The following is a 15,692-nucleotide window of genomic DNA, read 5'->3' on the forward strand; positions in this document are numbered from 1 at the left end:
GCCACCTCGGAACGTGCCGCTTGGAAAGGGGTCCCGCCATGAACCGCTCCACCCCCGCCGTCCGCTGGCACGGCCACATCGACCAGCCCGCGGAGCTGACGGTGCAGCAGTTGCGCGCCCTGCCCTCCCACCACGCCCGGGTCACCTTCGACTGCCGCACCAGCTGGCCGCAGCACCACACCTTCGAGGGGCCCCGGCTCTGGGACGTCCTGCACACCACCCGGCCGAGACCCGAGTCCGCCACGCGCAAGGCCAGACTGGGTCACCTGCTGACCGTCACCGGCGCGGACGGCCACTTCGCGCTGCTGTCCTGGGCCGAGATCGACCCCGAGTTCAGCGGCCAGCAGTTCCTGCTGGCGACCAGCATCGACGGCCGTCCGCTCGACGCGACCGGACCGCAGCTCGTGGTCCCCACCGACAGCTGCGGCGCCCGCTACATCAGCGCCGTCACCGCCGTGTGGGTCGGCCCCCTGCACGCCTGGCAGCCGGCGGCCGCCGCCACCCCTGCCTGCGTCGACGCCCGCAACGAGCCCGCCGGCGTGTGAGGCGGGCCGAGCGCCTCGCTACAGTCCGACGTCGCGGTTGCGGATGTCGGCCAGCGATTCACGCCGGATCAGCAGCCGGGCCCGGCCCTTGTCGACGGCGACGACGGGCGGGCGGCCGACCAGGTTGTAGCCGGAGGCCATGGAGAGGTGGTAGGCGCCCGCGACGGGTACGGCGAGCAGGTCGCCGGGGCGGGTGTCGGCCGGAAGCGGGACGTCGGCGGCGATGACGTCACCGGCTTCGCAGTGCCGGCCGACCACGGTCACGGTGGTGGTCGCGGTGACGGGTCGGCCGACCACGCGGGGTGCGTAGCGGACTCCGTACAGGGCAGGGCGGGGGTTGTCGCTCATGCCGCCGTCCACGGCGACGAAGGTGTGGTGGCCGGTGTGCTTGACGGCCAGCACCCGGTACAGGGCCACCCCGGCCGGGCCGGCGATGGCACGGCCGGGCTCGATGGCCAGGCGCGGTTCCGGCAGCCCGGCGGCCAGGCAGCCTGCGGTGAGCTCGGCGCGGATCCGTGCGCCCAGGGTGGCGATGTCCGGGGCCTCCTCCCCGGGGCGGTAGGCGACCGCGTGCCCGCCGCCGAGGTCCAGTTGCGGCAGGGCCACGCCGTGCTGGTCCCTGATGCGTGCCATCAGACCGACCATCCGGCGCACCGCGAGCAGGTACGGCTTGGCGGTGGTGATCTGCGAGCCCAGGTGGCAGTGCAGGCCCACCAGTTCCAGCCGGGGCTGCTCCAGGATCCGCGTCACGGCGTGCTGGGCCGAGCCGTCGGTGATCGACAGGCCGAACTTCTGGTCCTCGGTGCCGGTGCGCAGGGCCGCGTGGCTGCCCGCGGCGAGGCCCGGAACCACCCGCACCATGACTTTCTGCCGGGTGCCGTCCGCGACGTTCGCGGCCAGGCGGGCGATCTCGCCGGCGCTGTCGACGACGATGCGCCCGACGCCCAGCCGCAGCGCGGCGTCCAGGTCCTGGGGGCTCTTGGCGTTGCCGTGCAGCACGATCCGTTCGGGCGGGAATCCGGCGATGACGGCGAGCTCCAGTTCGCCCGCGGAGCAGACGTCCAGGCCCAGGCCCTCGTCCTCGACCCAGTTGGCCATCGCCCGGCACAGGAAGGCCTTGGCGGCGTAGAGCACGTCGCTGTCGGGGAAGGCCTGGCGGTACTGCCGGCAGCGGCGGCGCACCTCACCCTCGTCCAGGACGTAGGCGGGGGTGCCGAAGCGGTCGGCGATCTCGGTCAGTGCCACACCGGCCACGGTGACGTCGCCGTGCGGAGCCGGGCGGGCGGAGGCGGGCCAGACCGACAGGGAGTCGTCGGCCGGGGAACTGTCGAGCCGGGAGTTGTCGACCCGCGAGTTGTGGACCCGCGAGTTGTCGACGGCGTGCGGCTCGGTGCGGGGCGCGGTCAGCGGAACAGCCATCATGCCTTCTCCTCAGGCCGCGTGCGCGCGGAGCGCGCCGGCGGGTCGGGTGCCGTGGGCCGGCCAGGGGGCGGGCGCGGGGACCGGGGTCACGGGGGACGCGGCGAACTGCGGGTCCACGGTGAGCGTGGCGACGCCCAGCGGCACGGTGAGGTCGCGCAGTGCCGCCTCGGACAGCGGGAGCCAGGCCTGGTCCGGGCCCAGCGTCGCCGCCAGCCGGGTACGGGTGGTGAAGCCGACCGCCGTCCGCTCGCCGAGGGGCGTGCGGAACACCCGGGCCACGAACCCGGCGGGACCCGACCGGACCGGCACCAGCAGCATTCCGGCCGGGCACGGTTCGTCGGGCTCCGGGTCGTCTCCGTACAGGTGCGCCACCATGGCGGTCTCCTTGCTGAGGCAGGATCGGGGCCCCGGTCCGGAACGTTCCGCCGGGGCACGGGACTGACGCTAACCCCATGATCCAGAGGCCGGAGCCCTCCCTGACGCGACGTTGACAGGGACGGGGGCGGCATTGACGCAACGCTGGCGACGGGCGCCTCCCGGCGCGGATCGCGGCGGCTGCTCCGTACGGCTCAGTCCACGAGTTCGAAGCGCGCCGCGATCTCCTCGATCAACGGCAGGTGCTCCTCCCAGGTCGCGCTTCCCATGCCGAACACGAAGGCCGCGTTGTCGCGTACGGCGAAGTACTCCCGGGTCCGGTAGATGACGGTGCCCTTGCTGCTGCGGGTGACGAAGTCCAGCGCCACGCCCGGACGGTCGGCGAAGCGGACCTCGGTGCGGGTGAAGTCGCCGTACCCGTGGGCGGAGAGCCGTTCCTGCGCCGTGTCGGCGACGCCCGCCGCGGTCAGGTCCCGGGCCGGGACCTTGAAGACGATCAGGTTCCGGCCGGGACCGCCGGTCGCCCGCATGATCTCGGGCCCGTTGGCCGGAACGGGAGGCAGCGCCTCCCATCCCGCCGGAACATGCAGGATCGCCCCGTACGGGACGAGGTGGATCGCCTGCCAGGGGGAGCTGCTGACATCGGACATGAGCCGGCCTTCCGGAGTGGGGTGGTGCTCGGTCTCCGGGATTGATACCGGCGAGAGCGGGCGATGCGAACCTCGCATTCGGTGGGCGGCCCGGTATCGGTAGAGCGAGTGCACCCGGACCGGCATCGAACCCCAGGAGGGCGAAGCGGTGAGCAGCCATCCGGCCGACCCGGACGTCGTGGAGCGTGAGCGCCTCGTCGCCGGGCACGGCCACCTCGTCGAACGTGAGGCCGCCCGCTACCGAACCTGGCATCTCGACCGGGCGGACCTGCGGCAGGCCGGGATCCTCGGGCTGCTGATCGCGGCGGCCCGGTTCGAACCCGAGCGCGCCGTCCCGTTCGGGGCGTACGCGCACACCTGGGTACGCAAGGAGATCCAGCGCGCGATCTCCCAGCAGGAGTTCCCCGCCGTCCTGCCCGCCGACCTCGTCGGGCGCACGGTCGCCCTGCGGCGCGCGCTGGACGAACACTCCGACAGCCTCAGCCTGGCCGCCGCCGCCCTGGGCATCTCACCCGCCACCGTCGCGGGGCTGCACCGGCAACTGCGGACCACCGGTCCCGAGGAGGACGAGGAACTGCCCGCACCCGGCTACACCCTCACCGACCCCGAACACGCCACCGTGGCAGGGGACTTCATCGGCGCGGCCCGCGCCGCCCTGGCACGGATGGAGCCGCGCCAGGCCGACGCGCTGGTGCTCCGCTACGGCCTGGACGACCAGCCGGAGCGCTCGTTCCGGCAGATCGGCCGCGAGCTCGGCGTGTCCGGCCACACCGCCCGAAGTCTCGTCGAGCGCGCCCAGGCCGACCTGCGCCGCCTCCTCGCCTGACGCGGCGGGTCCGCCGGGCGACCGGGGCGCCGCGCTGGCCCACCCGGGTGCTCGCCCACCCGGGTGCTCGCCCACCCGGGTGAACTGGGACCACGCCTCCGGCGCTGCGACCCGTCTCCTCGGCCCTCCGTCCCGAATGGTGGTGCAGATGCCCGCGATGGTGCGGGCTGACCTGGACGGAGATGGGGCGTGATGGGCCAGGAGCGCATCGACACCCGGTTGCTCGACGAGCTGACCGAGCAGTCGCAGGACCTCAACAGCGATGCTCTGCGGATCACCCGCGAGGCGCTGGAGGACTACACCGAGCAGGCGGGGCAGCGGCGCTGGTGGCAGCGCGGTGGCACGCTGGCGGCGATGGCGGGTGGCGCGGCGCTGCTGGGTACGGTGCGGGCGACGGCGGCCGCGAACAGCGTGGACGTGATGGCACTGCAGACCGCGGCGTCGATCGAGAACCTGGCGGTGAGCGTGTACACCACCGCGGCCGCGCTGCCGTTCATCAAGGACGGCAACAAGACGGTCGCCGCGTTCATCACCAAGACGACGGCTCAGCACACCGCGCACGGGCAGGCCTTCAACGCGGCCGCCACCCAGGCGGGTGGTGCGGCGCAGAACAACCCGGACCCCAAGTACGCGGCCATCGTCAAGCAGACGCTGCCCTCCATCAAGAGCCCGGCCGATGTGGTGAACCTCGCGATCACCCTGGAGGACGTCGCCGCGCAGACGTACACCAGGAACGTCTCCCAGGTCAGCAGCCCGCAGTTGCGGAAGCTGTTCGCCTCGGTGGCGCCGGTGGAGGCGCAGCACCGGGCGACGCTGCTGGCGGTGCAGGCGCTGCTCGCGGGCGGCCACCCGGAGCTGATCGTCCTCCCGCCCGATGTCGCGAAGCTTCCCGCCGCGGCCGGCAGTGTCGCCTTCCCCGACACGTTCTACCCGACCAAGAACGCCTCCCCGGTCAGCGAAGGAGCGGTCAAGTGACGCAGCGCAAGGGCGGCTGGGAGCTGCCGATCAGCGAGCACGAGCTCACCCGGCTGACCAGGGACCTGGACCAGGCGCACCAGGCGTATCTGCCGGTGATGAACACCTCCGCCGCCGATCTGGTCGAGCAGATCCGGGAGCAGCAGCACGGCGGTCCCGCCCCGTTCGTGCCGGCGGCCTCGCGGCGCCGGGTCCTGCTGGGGGTCGGAGGTGCGGTGGCGGCGTTCGCGCTGGCGGCCTGCTCCAGCGCCTCGTCCTCGAAGAGCGCGGTTGCGGCCGGGGCCAGTAGCGGGGCAGGGGCCGGCAGCACGGCCGCTTCGGCCTCCTCCAGCAGCATGTACACCGGCGACCTTCAGCTGGTGGCGCTGGCCACGGCGTTGGAGAACCAGGCCGTGGGCGCCTATGCGGCGGCGCTCGCCGCGGCGAAGGCGGGCAGGCTGGGCACGGTGCCGCCGGCGGTGGCGACCTTCGCGACCACCGTGATGGCCCAGCACGCCGACCACGCCAAGGCCTGGAACGCGGTGCTGATCGGGGCCGGTAAGCCCGCGATCACCAATGTTCCGTTGTCCAACCAGCCCTTGGTGCTGAAGGCGCTGGGTGCGGTGACCGACGTCGCCGGTGTCGCCGGGCTCGCCCTGCAGCTGGAGGACCAGGGCGCGCAGACGTACCTGTTCGCGACCTACAACGTGACCAGCCCGGGCGGGATCGCCACCGCCGCCTCGATCGCGCCGGTCGAGGCGATGCATTCGGCGATCCTCAACTTCGTGCTGGGCCAGTACCCGGTGCCGGACGACTTCCTGCCCGTCGACAAGGCCGCGTCCCCCAGCTTGCTGACGGTGTGACAGCAGCCGGGCCGGCACCGTCCGAACGAGGCCGGCCCACGGCGGCGGCAGGACGCGTCCTCTCTGCGCCACCGAACTCCAACGCCGCACCACCCACCGCCGATCGGAGGCAACAGCCGGTGAGATCGTCCCCCTTGCGTGCCGCGCTCACCGCAGTCCTGGTGGCGGCGGCACTCTCGGCCTGCTCCAGCAGCGCACCTGCTCCCGCCGGGAGTACCGGTGCCGGCGCTCAGGGTGCCCAGTCGCCGGGCACTCAGTCGTCGGGCACGGTGCTGCCGTCCGGGGCGGCGCAGATCGTGATCAGCAACTTCGCGTTCCAGCCGACCGTACTGACGGTCTCCCCGGGGCAGAAGGTGACGGTGGTCAACCACGACTCCACGACGCACACGGTCACCTCGACCACCGCCGGAGCGTTCGACACCGGTCGGGTCGACGCCGGAGCCGGCCGAACGTTCACCGCGCCGACCAAGCCGGGCAGCTACCCCTACATCTGCACGATCCACCCGTTCATGCACGGCATGCTCACGGTGAGCTGAGGAGAGCCGGCGATGGCAGTCGCACACCTGGTCCTGCGGGTCGCGGCGGCGGCCGGTCTGGCCGTCGACGCCGCCGTACACGCCTCGCTCGCCGGACGGTACGACCTGGTCAGCGCCACCGTGAGCCAGGGCGACCTGTTTCGCATCGAAGCCGGGGCAGCGGCACTGGCCGCCCTGCTGGTCTTGCTCTGGCGGCGTCCGGTGGGCGATCTGTTCGGATGGCTGACCGCCGGGGCCGGCATCGCGGCCCTGCTGGTCTACCGCTACGACGACCTCGGTGCCTTCGGTCCGTTCCCCAACATGTACGAGCCGATCTGGTACACCGACAAGGTCCGCGCCCTGGCGGGACAGGCGCTGGCCCTGGTCGCCCTCACGCCGCTGCTGATCGCCGGGTTCCGGCGGCGGCCGGCCCGGGCGTCCTGACCGAACGGCGTCCTGACCGAACGGCGTCCTGACCGAACGGCGTCCTGACCGAACGCGGCCCCCGACGCCGTGGTGCGGCGGCGGGGACCGGGGTCCGAATACGGTGACACCAGGTCAGGAGGGGAGTTTCCACTGCTGGTTGGCGCCACCGGTGCAGTCCCAGATCTGTACCTGGGTGCCTGGCGTGGTGGACCAGCCGGTGTCGTCCAGGCACTTGTTCGACTGCGGGTTGTAGAGCGCGCCGTTGGACTGGGGGATCCAGACCTGGGCCGCGGTGTTGTTGCAGTCGTAGAGGTCCACGGCGGTGCCGTCGGCGGTGCCGCCTCCGTTGATGTCCAGGCACTTGCCCAGCACGTGCAGGGTGGTGCCGGCCTGGACGAAGGTCCACTGCTGGGCCGGGGTTCCGTTGCAGGTGTAGACCTGGATCGGGTTGTAGTTGGCGGTGCTCGCCGAGCGGTCGTCCAGGCACAGGCCGCCGTACCCGGTGATCGCGCTGCCCGAGCCGCCGCCACCGCCCCCGCCTCCGCCGGTGGTGGTGTACGCGGCGACATAGCCGACGCTCATGGTCCCGCCGGAGCTGGTGGAGGAACTGGGGCTGGTGCAGCCGCAGACGCCGTTGGGGAATCCGCCGCCCATGGCCAGGTCGAAGATGATCGACAGGTTGTGGTCGAAGGCCGCCTGCCAGGTCGAGGCGCCGACCTGGCTCTCGCTGACGCTGAAGTACTGCGTCCCGTCGAGGTACCAGGTGATGGTCTCGGCCGAGGTGTTGGTGCGGTCCAGGATCATCGAGTAGGTGTGGTAACCGCTCTGGCAGCCCGAGCAGGCACGCAGCCCGCTGCCGATGCCGTTGCCCTCGTTGCACACGCCACCGGGGTAGGTGCCGCAGTGGATCGTGCCGGCCACCTGGGACAGGGCGTTGACGTCCTCCATGATGTCGACCTCGCCGTTCTCGGGCCACTGGCCCGGTCCCAGCATCCAGAACGCGGGCCAGTAGCCCAGGCCGTTGCCAGGGTTCGGCTGCTGGATCGACGCGGTGACCTCCAGTTTGCCGCCGGCCGGTGCGCCGACGTTCGCGCTGGGCGTCTGGATCCGGCCGGAGGTCCAGTTGCCGCCGTTGTTGAGGGCGGTGATGTCCAGGTGGCCGTTGCCGTCGAGGTGGACGTTGCTGGTGGAGTTGGTCATGGTCTCGATCTCGCCGGTCCCGAAGTTCGATCCCGGGCCGGTGTCGTAGATCCAGTTCGAGGACGAGGGCCCGCTGCCGGCGGCCCCGGCGAAGTTGTCGCTGAACGCGGTGCTCCACCCCGAGGGCGGCCCGGGCACCGAGTCCGCGCTCGCGCCGGTGGGGAAGGCGGCGAACGCGGCGAGTGCGACCGTTGCCAGCAGGACGGAGCTGCGGCCGCGCCGGAGGAGGGACAGCCCGCGCCGTGGGGTGCGCGGGGTTCGTTCACTGGTACGGATCATCTGCGGCTCCCAGAGGTGCGCCTGGCACGACCGCGTGGGGGCGGCGGCGACGGCGCTGAACTGATGGGGGATCAGCAAGGGCGCACCAGGGGGAGAGCGCTCTCTGCCGGGTGCGCCTGGATCCACCGGATGGGGGTGTGGTCTGAGGGAACTATCGACCTTGGCATGGACACACGTCAATAGTTGTCCAAGGCCCGGTTTTCGCAGGAGGTTCTGCCTTCGCCTTGTGAAGGCGGAACGCCGTGGGCCCGTCCATGTGGCTGCTGCGCTCCGTTGGTGATCTGTTCATGTGGGGCGGAGGAGAGGAGAGTTGCGCCGGGGAGGAGACTGCGGCTGGAGGATGGTACTGATGCGGGAGAGTGCTGATGGAATTGGAGCTGCGGCACCTGCGAGTGCTCTGTGCGATCGCGGACGCCGGGAGCGTGGGCCGGGCCGCCTCGGTCCTGGGCTACTCGCAGCCGGCCATGAGCACCCAGCTGCGGCGGATCGAGGGCTTCTTCGGCGAGTCGCTGTTCGAGCGCAGGGTGTCCGGCGTGGTGCTGACGGAGTACGGCGCGGAGGTGCTGGCCCAGGCGCGGGACGTGCTGGCGCGGGCGGACGCGATCGGGCACCGCCCGCGCGGCAGCACACCGGGAACGCGGCAGACCCTCCGCATCGCGGCGACCAACTCCCCGATCCTGTCCGGGATGGTGGTCCGGATCAGGAACCGGATCCCCGACCTCGGGCTCACCGTGAGCAGTGTCTACTCGTCCTCGGAGATCGTTGAACTCCTGGAGCGGGGCGAGGTCGACGCGGCCATCGCCGCGGACCAGCCGGGGCTGGGACTGCGGCACTCGGACGCGGTGGCGCATCGCGGCATCGTGACCGAGCCGTGCTTTGTCGCACTGCCCGCGCGGCACCGGCTCCGGCACCGCCTGGAGGTCGACCTCGCCGACCTGGCCGACGACGCCTGGTTCCTGACGCCCGACGACGGCGCCGGCTGGCCGGGCGTGTTCCATGCGGCGTGCGAGGCGGCCGGGATCACCCCGGCGGTCGTCCATGAGTTCCTGGGCGACCAGTTCCAGTTGCAGAACATGATCGCCGACGGCCTCGGCGTCTCGGTCGTCCAGGCGACGCTGCGGCCGATCCCCGACGTCCTGATCAAGCCGCTGACCGGGACACCGCTGTGGTGCCGCTATGTGCTGGCCTGGCGCCGGGACGGCCTGGCCGGCGAGGTCGCGGACACGCTCTTCAGCTGCGCCACCGCGGCCTACCACGACCTCATCGCACAGGCGCCGCACTTCCAGGCGTGGGCCTCGGGCGCCTGATCGTCCGGCGGCGGGCATGCGGTGCGGGGGATCCGGTGTGGGGCGGCGCGTCCTATGCCCTGGCTCGCGCAGTGTTATGGGGCGCCCCTCAAAGTGCTATGTCACACCGTATTGTCGGCGGCAGGTGCGCGATGGGAGCGTCCCTCTCACGCCTCAGCACCCTTTCGAGGCGCATCTATCCATGAAGGAGTACAGATGCGCTACCGCTCCACCCTGCCCGGATGCGTGGCGGCCGGTCTGGCCGCCGTCGTCGCGCTCGCCGGACTGACGACGCCCGCGTTCGCGGCACCCCAGCCGCGCGGCGCCGTCAAGCCGGCGCTCGCGGCCCCGACGCCCGCTCGTTCGTTCTCGCCGGCCGGCCGCACCCTGGCCAGATCCGACCAACCCGCCGACCAGCAGCACCGGCTGACTCCGGCCCAGCTCCCGCCGCGGACTCCGGCGACGGCGCCCCCCGCCTCGCATGCCGGGGTACGGCCCAAGGGCGCCGCGCGGACCGCCACGGTCTCCTGTACCCCGGCCGACTTCGGCAGCCGGAGCGGATCCGCGCTGGTGTCGTTCGTCGAGGCCTCGACCACCGACTGCGTCAACACCCTCTTCGGCGTCACCGGCACGGACGCGGCCAACGCCTTCCGCGAGCCGCAGATGATCGCCATAGCCGACGCCCTGCAGAGCTCGGCCGCCGCGTATCCCGGCGACGACTCGACCGGGGAGTGGCAGCTGATCCTCTTCCTGCGCGCCGGTTACTACGTGGAGTACAACGACACGGCCGACGTCGGCGCCTACGACGCGTCGCTGACCACGCCGGTGGAGGGCGGTCTGGACGCGTTCTTCGCGAACCCGCAGTCCCGCGACGTCACCGCGGCCAACGGTGACGTCCTGGGCGACGCGGTCGTCCTCACCGACAGCGCGAACCTGCAGGGCCGCTACCTCGGCGTCTACCAGCAACTGCTCAACGGATACAACAGCTCCTACGACGCCGTCGACAGCATGATGGCGGCCGTCAACGACGTCTACACCCCGCTCTTCCGGGGCCACCAGAACGCGGACTTCGTCAGCGCGGTGGACGCCGACCCGAGCATCATCGACACCCTCGACGCCTTCGCCCAGAACCACCTCGCCCTGCTGGGTACGGGCAACGCCTACCTGGAGTCCAACGCCGGGACAGAGCTCGGCCGCTTCGTCCAGCACACCGAGTTCCAGGGCAAGGTACGCCCGCTGATGAAGGGTCTGCTGGACGTCTCCTCGAAGACCGGGGCGACCGCACCGCTGTGGGTCGGCGTCGCCGGGATGGCCGACGCCTACGACCAGGCGAACTGCTCGTACTACGGCACCTGCAACCTGGCCGCCCAGCTCACCGCGGCGGCGCTGCCGATCACCCACAGCTGCGACGCGACGCACACCTTCCTGGCGCAGTCGCTGAGCGCCGCCGACCTCGACGCCGCATGCAGCAGCGTCCTGCACCAGGACGCGTTCTTCCGGAACCTGGTCCAGGCCACCGGCCCGATCCCCGGCCAGAACGAGTCGAGCATCAAGCTGGTCGTCTTCGCCAGCCCCGCCGACTACCAGACCTACGCCGGCGTGATCTTCGGGATCGACACCAACAACGGCGGCATGACCCTGACCGGGGACCCGACCGACCCCAACAACCAGGCCATGTCCATCATGTACGTCAAGAGCGCCGACGACGGCTTCGTCGGCGGGATCTGGAACCTCAACCACGAGTTCACGCACTACCTCGACGCCGTCTACAACACCAAGGGTGACTTCGCGTCGGAGACGGCCGTCCCCGACGTGTGGTGGATCGAGGGCATCGCCGAGTACGTCTCGTACACCTACCGGGGCGTGACCGACGACGAGGCGGTCGCCGAGGCAGCCAAGCACACCTACGCGCTGAGCACGCTGTGGCAGAACACCTACGCCAACAGCGACGTCACCCGGACGTACCCCTGGGGCTACCTCGCGGTGCGGTACATGTGGGAGAAGCACCCGCAGGACATGTACGCCATGCTCGCCAAGTTCCGCGTCGGCGACTACAACGGCGGCTACGCCGTCTACAACTCCGGCATCGGCACCCGCTACGACGCCGACTTCAACAGCTGGCTCGACGCCTGCGCGGCCGGCGCCTGCAACGCGGTGCCGACCGAGCCGCAGTGCACCGGGGCGGACTCGCGTGAGCTGGGCCAGAACTGCTCCATCGCCGACCTGTCGGCCGCGGCCGGGGACACCGACTACCTGTACCTCTACCTCCCGGCCGGCACCACGACGCTGAAGGTCACCACGACCGGCGGCACCGGCAACGCCTACCTCTACTACAACCCGAGCACCTGGGCCACCAGCGCCGACCACACCGCCGCGTCCACCGGTTCCGGGAACGACCAGACCATCACCGTCACCAACACGGACGCGGGCTACCGCTACGTCAGCCTCTACGCCAACACCGCGTTCAGCGGAGTCACCGTGACCTCGCAGTACTGAGCACGCAGTACTGACCGCGCGGTACTGAGCACGCAACCGGGGCCGCTTCCGCCGCAGTCGGCGGGGGCGGCCCCCGGTCCGTGTGCTCAGTCCGTCGGTGCTCAGTCCGCCAGCGGGAGGATCGCGCTGAGCGGCAGCACGGAGTGTTTCAGGTCCGGGTCCACCGGCGCGTTGAGCGACGGGTACTTGGGGCCGGCGGCACCCCTGCGGTAGACCGCGGTCGAGTGCTCGGGGCTCCGGTCGAACTCCGGGATCACCCGGTCGCCGAAGAGCTCGACCATCTCCAGGTGTTCCTCGAAGGACATGCCGGCCGCCAGGCCGAACACCAACTGGTCGCAGCCGACCCGCTGGTAGGCCTCGACCTGCTCGCAGACCTCGTCGGGGGTGCCGCAGAGCAGGTAGCCGCCGGCGATGAGCTCGTCGAGCAGGTCCTCGCCGCCCAGCGCACCGAGGTTGATCGGCGGCTCCGGCCAGGTGATCCCGTCGGCGGACTTGGGCATCGTGTCGTGGTAGAGGTTCACCAGCGTGACGATGTAGGCGTTGCCCGCCGACAGGGCGATCTCCCGGGCCCGCTTGCGGTCGTTGAGGCAGACCACCGCGTTGGTCATCATCACGTTGTTGTTCTGGTAGTCGCCGAGGATCTCGACCGGGTTCTCCGCCGCCTCCTTGTAGGCCTCGATCCGGCCCTTGAGGTTGTAGATCGGCTCGAAGTTGAAGGCGATCGCGCCGATGCCCAGCGAACCGGCCTTGGCGAACGACCCGGGGTTGCCGCAGGCCATCCAGATCGGCGGGTGGGAGTGGCCGTACGGCTTGGGCAGGATGTTGTGCGGGGTCGGCACGGTGAAGTGCTCGCCCTGGAAGGAGTAGTCGAACTGCTCCCACATCCGGACGATCTCGCGGGAGACCTCGTCCCACTCGGCCTTGGTCGAGTCGGTGTCCATGATGTTGAAGGACTTCAGCTCGTGCGACCCGGCGCCCCGGCCGGTGCCCCACTCGAAGCGGCCCTCGGTGATGTGGTCCAGCATGGCCGCCCGCTCGGCGAAGCGGACCGGGTGCTCCTTGCGCGGGGACAGCGAGTTGATGCCGGTGCCGAGGTGGATCCGCTCGGTCCTGGCGGCCACGTAGCCCATCACCACCTCGGGCGCGGACATGTGGCTGTACTCGGTGAGGGAGTGGTGCTCGCCGAACCAGACGTACTTCCAGTTGTGCTTGTCGGCCTTGATGGCGATGTCCATCTCGCGGCGCAGCGCGAGATGCTCCGAGGCGCGGTCGTGCGCGGCCGGGCCGGGGATGAATCCGTTGATGAACATGCCGAACTCCACGGCTGGTCCTCCTGGTTCGTCACGGGTGCCCCGTGGGTGGTCGCGCGGCGATGCGGGGCATGCGTGACACGGCCCTGCTTCGGCGGATGCATTATCTGACTATCCATCAGATTTCAGAAGGTGTCCATGGTCGACGGCAGGCCTTGCGCGGTCGGGTGTGCGTCAGTCGACCGGGGACACGTCCTGGAGCAGGCCGTAGGCGAAGCGGGCGCGGTGCAGGTACATGGTCCCGGAGTCGTCCGGGAGCGCGAACCGGCTGACCCACCGATGCGGAGCGTCCTCCGGGAGGTGGACGACGTTCGGGAACAGGCGCGGGAGATCACCGACCACGTACTGCCAGGGCGCGGGAGTCCCGGTCGGGGGCAGTGGCGGAGGGTTCGTTCCCGGCGCTCTGACCAGCCACTCCTGCCAGACCCCGCCGCCGGGGCCCTCGACGGCCTCGAAGAGCAGGTCGGGCCAGAGCGGCAGGAACCAGCGGTGCAGCCGGGAGGTGAGATCGCCGGTCCGCTGTTCGAGGACCGCGGTCTGCGGCCCCAGCACCGCCCGGAAACGCGCCACTCCGCGTGGCGCCGTCCGGGACCGGACGAAGCGCTGCCAGTCGGCGTTGACCTGGCGCATGTCCGTCGCCGAGAAGCCGAGTCCGGCGCGGGCCCGCTCGGCCAGGCCGGGCTGGAAGTCGGCCATCCGCCGCAGCAGGACCAGCTCGAACTCCGCCACACCGAACGCCCATGTCACCGCGCCAGGATCGCACAGCCGAGGAGCACCGGGCGGTCAGGGCGTGACGAAGTGGTACCCCTGGTCCAGCAGCCAGGGGACGGCCACGCGCAGGGCGGCCACGGTCTCGGAGCGGTCACCGCCGCCGTCGTGTTCCAGGATGATCGACCCGGCGTGGGTGTGGCGCTCGATCACTTCCACGATCTCCTGGGCTCCCGGCCTGGACCAGTCGCGCGGGTCCACCGACCAGTCCACCGGACGCAGCCCCAGCCGCCGGCACTCGGCGAAGGCCGCCCGGGACCAGACGCCGTAAGGGGCGCGGAAGATGTCGGGACGCCGGCCGGAGACCCGGTGCAGCTCGTCGTTGGTGCGTTCGATCTCGTTGCGTACCGTGGACGTCGGGACCTTCGCCAGATCGCAGTGGGTCCAGGTGTGGTTCGCGAGCAGGTGCCCCTCGGCGGCGACCCGGCGCACCAGGTCGGGGTAGGCGTGCACCTGGGCCCCGACCTGGCAGAAGGTCGCGGTGATCCGGTGCTTGGCCAGGATGTCCAGGACCTGCGGGGTCCAGTCCGGGTGCGGTCCGTCGTCGATGGTCAGCGCGACCGCGCGCGGGCCCTTGTGGACGTAGTACTGGGGCTTGTGCCCGACCGCCGTCCGTCGCGGCCATGACTCCGCCTCCGCGACGGGTGCCGACGTGACGTCCGCGCAGACGCTCAGCGCCAGGAGCCCGCCGAGCGAAAGCATGGTCCTGCGGGAAGCGAGCGACTCTCCCATGGAAGCGAGACCCCTTCTGTTTGGACGTCTGTCCGGACGTGGACCGCGTAGACATAGACCGCACTGACGCAGACCGCATATCGGTGCATCCCTCCCCGAAGCCGTCATGGTCAAACTGACCGTCAGACCGAACGGGTGAGCCGCGTGTTCACCTCGGCGGGGACGGCGTGACCCCAGACAATGGTGCGGAGAGTGTCCGTGCACGCACGTATAGTAGTTACTCGTGGAGTACACGGATCGGCTGGACGGCGGACAGGGTGCGGTGCGCGTGGTCATCGTGGACGACCATCCCCTCTTCCGGGAGGGGCTGCGGGCGGCGCTGGACAGCGCCGACGGAGTGAGCGTGGTCGCGCAGGCGGAGACCGTGGCCGCGGCGCGCACGGCGGTCTCCGAGCACGGGGCCGACGTGGTGGTGATGGACCTGTCGCTCCCGGACGGTTCCGGGATCGACGCCACCCGGCACCTGGCGGAGAGTCATCCCGGGCTGCCGGTGCTGATGCTGACGATGGCCGACGACGACGGCAGCCTGCTCGCCGCGCTGGCGGCAGGGGCCCGCGGCTACCTGGTGAAGGGCGCGAGCCGGGACGAGGTTCTGCACGCGGTGCGGACGGTGGCCTGCGGCGGCGCGGTCTTCGGCCGCGAGGTCGCGGACCGGATCGCCGCGCTGATGGCCGGCGGCCGGCAACGGGAGGCGGAGCTGCTGTTCCCGGCGCTGACGGCGCGTGAGGTCGAGGTACTGGAGCTGGTCGCCCGCGGGCTGGACAACCGGCGAATCGCCCGCGAGCTGTTCCTCGCGGAGAAGACGGTGCGCAACCACCTCTCGCACATCTTCGACAAGCTCCAGGTCGCCACCCGGGCCGAGGCGGTGGCCCGGGCCCGCGACGCGGGCCTCGGCGAGAAGCCGGGCGCGGCGGGCGGAAGCGCCTGAACCCCGCGGCGTTCGGTCCCGCGGTGACTGGTCCTGCGGCGCTTGGTCCTGCGGTTCCTGGTCCCGGAGGCTCCCGGGCCGGGCGGGGAGCGGACCTCGGCGGGACCGCTGCCTCAT

16 protein-coding genes are annotated in these 15,692 nt (G+C 71.3%); 9 read left to right on the forward strand and 7 right to left on the reverse strand.

Annotation, left to right across the window (positions count from 1 at the left end; all coding sequences use genetic code 11):
• The first annotated feature begins 38 nt into the window (after positions 1-38).
• Positions 39-545 (forward strand): molybdopterin-dependent oxidoreductase, encoded by a 507-nt coding sequence (locus tag ABH925_RS01535; RefSeq protein WP_370144766.1) that lies wholly within the window; start codon positions 39-41, stop codon positions 543-545.
• An 18-nt stretch (positions 546-563) separates the two neighbouring features.
• On the opposite strand, the gene lysA is transcribed toward ABH925_RS01535, so the two are convergent.
• From lysA to ABH925_RS01550, 3 genes are all read right to left on the reverse strand, one after another.
• On the reverse strand, positions 564-1,967 hold the full coding sequence (gene lysA / locus ABH925_RS01540; protein ID WP_370144767.1) for a diaminopimelate decarboxylase: 1,404 nt from the start codon (positions 1,965-1,967) through the stop codon (positions 564-566).
• Positions 1,968-1,976: 9 nt separating this feature from the next.
• Positions 1,977-2,342, reverse strand: coding sequence for an SAV_915 family protein (locus tag ABH925_RS01545; protein ID WP_370144768.1), 366 nt, complete (start codon positions 2,340-2,342; stop codon positions 1,977-1,979).
• 194 nt (positions 2,343-2,536) lie between these two features.
• Positions 2,537-2,992 (reverse strand): hypothetical protein, encoded by a 456-nt coding sequence (locus tag ABH925_RS01550; RefSeq protein WP_370144769.1) that lies wholly within the window; start codon positions 2,990-2,992, stop codon positions 2,537-2,539.
• A 148-nt stretch (positions 2,993-3,140) separates the two neighbouring features.
• Between ABH925_RS01550 and ABH925_RS01555 the strand changes: the two genes are divergently transcribed.
• From ABH925_RS01555 to ABH925_RS01575, 5 genes are all read left to right on the forward strand, one after another.
• Positions 3,141-3,818 carry a sigma-70 family RNA polymerase sigma factor gene (locus tag ABH925_RS01555; RefSeq protein ID WP_370144770.1) on the forward strand — a complete coding sequence of 226 codons (678 nt, stop codon included), beginning with the start codon at positions 3,141-3,143 and terminating at the stop codon, positions 3,816-3,818.
• 192 nt (positions 3,819-4,010) lie between these two features.
• Entirely contained in the window at positions 4,011-4,793 is a 783-nt protein-coding gene (locus tag ABH925_RS01560; protein ID WP_370144771.1) for a ferritin-like domain-containing protein, read from the forward strand.
• Positions 4,790-5,635: a ferritin-like domain-containing protein gene (locus ABH925_RS01565; protein WP_370144772.1), complete on the forward strand. Its 846-nt coding sequence runs from the start codon at positions 4,790-4,792 to the stop codon at positions 5,633-5,635. Before ABH925_RS01560 ends, ABH925_RS01565 begins: the two co-directional genes overlap by 4 nt.
• Before the next feature lie 119 nt (positions 5,636-5,754).
• The gene (locus ABH925_RS01570; RefSeq protein ID WP_370144773.1) at positions 5,755-6,171 is read left to right on the forward strand and encodes a cupredoxin domain-containing protein; all 417 of its coding nucleotides are present in this window, start codon (positions 5,755-5,757) and stop codon (positions 6,169-6,171) included.
• Between the two features lie 12 nt (positions 6,172-6,183).
• Positions 6,184-6,594, forward strand: coding sequence for a hypothetical protein (locus ABH925_RS01575; RefSeq protein WP_370144774.1), 411 nt, complete (start codon positions 6,184-6,186; stop codon positions 6,592-6,594).
• Between the two features lie 114 nt (positions 6,595-6,708).
• On the opposite strand, the gene ABH925_RS01580 is transcribed toward ABH925_RS01575, so the two are convergent.
• Positions 6,709-8,055: a ricin-type beta-trefoil lectin domain protein gene (locus ABH925_RS01580; protein ID WP_370144775.1), complete on the reverse strand. Its 1,347-nt coding sequence runs from the start codon at positions 8,053-8,055 to the stop codon at positions 6,709-6,711.
• A 365-nt stretch (positions 8,056-8,420) separates the two neighbouring features.
• Here ABH925_RS01580 and ABH925_RS01585 point away from each other — a divergent pair, with 365 nt between their 5' ends.
• Both ABH925_RS01585 and ABH925_RS01590 read left to right on the forward strand, forming a co-directional pair.
• Positions 8,421-9,362: a LysR family transcriptional regulator gene (locus tag ABH925_RS01585; protein ID WP_370144776.1), complete on the forward strand. Its 942-nt coding sequence runs from the start codon at positions 8,421-8,423 to the stop codon at positions 9,360-9,362.
• A gap of 195 nt (positions 9,363-9,557) precedes the next feature.
• Positions 9,558-11,837 (forward strand): collagenase, encoded by a 2,280-nt coding sequence (locus tag ABH925_RS01590; RefSeq protein WP_370144777.1) that lies wholly within the window; start codon positions 9,558-9,560, stop codon positions 11,835-11,837.
• 101 nt (positions 11,838-11,938) lie between these two features.
• On the opposite strand, the gene ABH925_RS01595 is transcribed toward ABH925_RS01590, so the two are convergent.
• The 3 genes from ABH925_RS01595 to ABH925_RS01605 all read right to left on the reverse strand — a co-directional run bounded on the left by ABH925_RS01595 (position 11,939) and on the right by ABH925_RS01605 (position 14,647).
• On the reverse strand, positions 11,939-13,159 hold the full coding sequence (locus tag ABH925_RS01595; protein WP_370144779.1) for an LLM class flavin-dependent oxidoreductase: 1,221 nt from the start codon (positions 13,157-13,159) through the stop codon (positions 11,939-11,941).
• A gap of 162 nt (positions 13,160-13,321) precedes the next feature.
• Positions 13,322-13,894: a hypothetical protein gene (locus ABH925_RS01600; RefSeq protein ID WP_370144780.1), complete on the reverse strand. Its 573-nt coding sequence runs from the start codon at positions 13,892-13,894 to the stop codon at positions 13,322-13,324.
• Positions 13,895-13,930: 36 nt separating this feature from the next.
• Positions 13,931-14,647, reverse strand: coding sequence for a polysaccharide deacetylase family protein (locus ABH925_RS01605; RefSeq protein ID WP_370144781.1), 717 nt, complete (start codon positions 14,645-14,647; stop codon positions 13,931-13,933).
• 223 nt (positions 14,648-14,870) lie between these two features.
• On the opposite strand from ABH925_RS01605, the gene ABH925_RS01610 reads away from it, so the two are divergent.
• The gene (locus ABH925_RS01610) at positions 14,871-15,575 is read left to right on the forward strand and encodes a response regulator (protein WP_370144782.1); all 705 of its coding nucleotides are present in this window, start codon (positions 14,871-14,873) and stop codon (positions 15,573-15,575) included.
• Positions 15,576-15,692: the final 117 nt, after the last annotated feature.

Origin of the sequence: Streptacidiphilus sp. EB129, from assembly GCF_041262645.1 — a bacterium.
Lineage (GTDB): Bacteria > Actinomycetota > Actinomycetes > Streptomycetales > Streptomycetaceae > Streptacidiphilus.